General features: G+C 69.5%; 2 protein-coding genes. One reads left to right on the forward strand and one right to left on the reverse strand.

Features of this window, described 5'->3' with window-relative positions:
* The coding region (locus ACTIR_RS0103425) for a winged helix-turn-helix transcriptional regulator (protein WP_026453230.1) at positions 1 to 823 on the reverse strand (823 nt) is incomplete at its 3' end.
* A 215-nt stretch (positions 824 to 1038) separates the two neighbouring features.
* Here ACTIR_RS0103425 and ACTIR_RS0103430 point away from each other — a divergent pair.
* A complete protein-coding gene (locus ACTIR_RS0103430) occupies positions 1039 to 1854 on the forward strand; it encodes an LmeA family phospholipid-binding protein (protein WP_026453231.1) in 816 nt (271 codons plus the stop codon).
* Positions 1855 to 2000: the final 146 nt, after the last annotated feature.

Consider the following 2000-nt stretch of genomic DNA (forward strand, 5'->3'; position numbering starts at 1 on the left):
GCGGCACGGACGCCGCACCGCCCGCGTCGGCGCCCTCGGGCACGGAGTCGGCGCCACCCGTGGTGCCGGCCCCGGTCGTGCCCGCGGTGTTGTTCCGGTCCGCGGTGTTGTTCCGGTCCGCGGTGGGGTTCTTGGCCGGTGCGCTCTTGGGCGGGCGCTCGAACTTGTACCCGACGTTGCGCACGGTACCGATCATCTGTTCGTGCTCGGGGCCGAGCTTGGCGCGCAGCCGCCGTACGTGCACATCCACCGTCCGGGTGCCGCCGAAGAAGTCGTACCCCCAGACCTCCTGGAGCAGCTGCGCCCGGGTGAACACCCGACCGGCGTGCTGGGCCAGGTACTTGAGCAGCTCGAACTCCTTGTACGTCAGTTCGAGTGTGCGCCTGCGCAGCCGGGCCGTGTAGGTCGCCTCGTCGATCACCAGATCACCCACCCGCAGTTCGGCGTCGCCCTGCGCGGTGGCACCCGCCCGCGTGGTCGCCAGCCGCAGGCGGGCGTCGACCTCCGCGGGGCCCGCGGTCGGCAGCACGAGGTCGTCGGCACGCCACTCGGCACTCACCGCGACGAGGCCGCCCTCCCCGACCACGGCGATCACGGGTGTGGAAGGCTCGTCGTCGCCGACACCGGTCAGGAGCCTGCACAGACTCTTGGCCGAGGCCAGGTCCGTACGCGCGTCGAGGAGGATGACGTCCCGGTGCCCCGCATCGAGCAGAGCGGTGACCTCGGGTGCGCGGACCCGTACGGTGTGCGGTAGAAGGTCCAGGGCGGGCAGGACGGAGGCGGCCTGTGTTTCCGACGTCAGTACCAGCAGGTTCAGACTCATCGCGACCACCTCGTATTGTCCGGTGCCACACCGCCGGAGTGGTTCTCCGCCACGCACCACGAGAATAGTGTCGAATCGACGCGGGCCCACAGCCCTGAAACCGGCGTCACACCCGTGCGGGCACATCGAAACCTGCCTTTAACAGAACGGACGTGATCGTGAACACCGCTGTAACGGAGGCGGATCCGCAGGAGCGGGGAAGGAGCCGTCGCCGCGTGAAACGCACCGTCATCGTGCTGGTCGCGCTCCTCGGCCTGTTGGTGGGCGCCGACTTCGCCGCCGCGGCCTTCGCCGAACACACCGTGTCCCGCAAATCCGCCGAGCAGCTCGGGCTCAGCGACGACCCCGCGGTCACCATCCACGGTTTCCCGTTCACGACCCAGGCGCTGTCCGGGGAGTACGACCGCATCAGCCTGTCCGCCGACGGTGTGCCGGTGCAGGACCTGCAGGACGTGTCGATCGACGCCGAGCTGCACGACGTGACCGCGCCGTTGTCCGACCTCACCGCGGGCGACGTGAGCGATGTCGTGATCGACCGGCTGAACGGCCGGGTCACGCTCAAGGAGAGCGACATCGCCCGGGTCGCGCCGTTGACCAACATCGACGACCTGCGGATCGAACCGTCGTCGAAAGGCTATGTGCGGCACGGTGCGGACGGTTCCGGTGCGGACTCCGGATCGGGCGGACAGAACGGTGCCGCCGGTGACGGAACGGACACCGACGACACGACCGCAGGCATCCGGCTCTCCGGCAAGGCCGATATCGCGGGTGAACGGATCGAGATCTTCACGTTCGCCATGATCGAACTCGACGGCACCACGATCCGGATCGATCCGCGTCGCGTCCAGTTCGGCAACGACCGGGAGACCACGGTGGTCCCCGAGGCGGTGCAGGAGAAACTCCTGCCCCAGTTCGAGGCCGACATCAACGCGGGGCAGATGCCGTTCACCGTGACCCCGACCGCGATCAGTGTTGCGTCGGGTTCCATCACCCTGCACGGTGAGGCCGAGGACGTGCGCTTCACCGGATGAGGCGATCCGGCCGGAACACGGAGGCGGAACGATCATGACGGGCACCTGGGTGCTGCTCGGCACCGTCGCGGCGGCCGCGCTGGCCGGGGCCCTGCTCCGGGCACGTGACGGCCGCCCCCGGCACACCGCCGCGACACCCGCAGGCG

This window comes from Saccharomonospora iraqiensis subsp. iraqiensis (assembly GCF_000430445.1).
GTDB lineage: Bacteria > Actinomycetota > Actinomycetes > Mycobacteriales > Pseudonocardiaceae > Saccharomonospora > Saccharomonospora iraqiensis.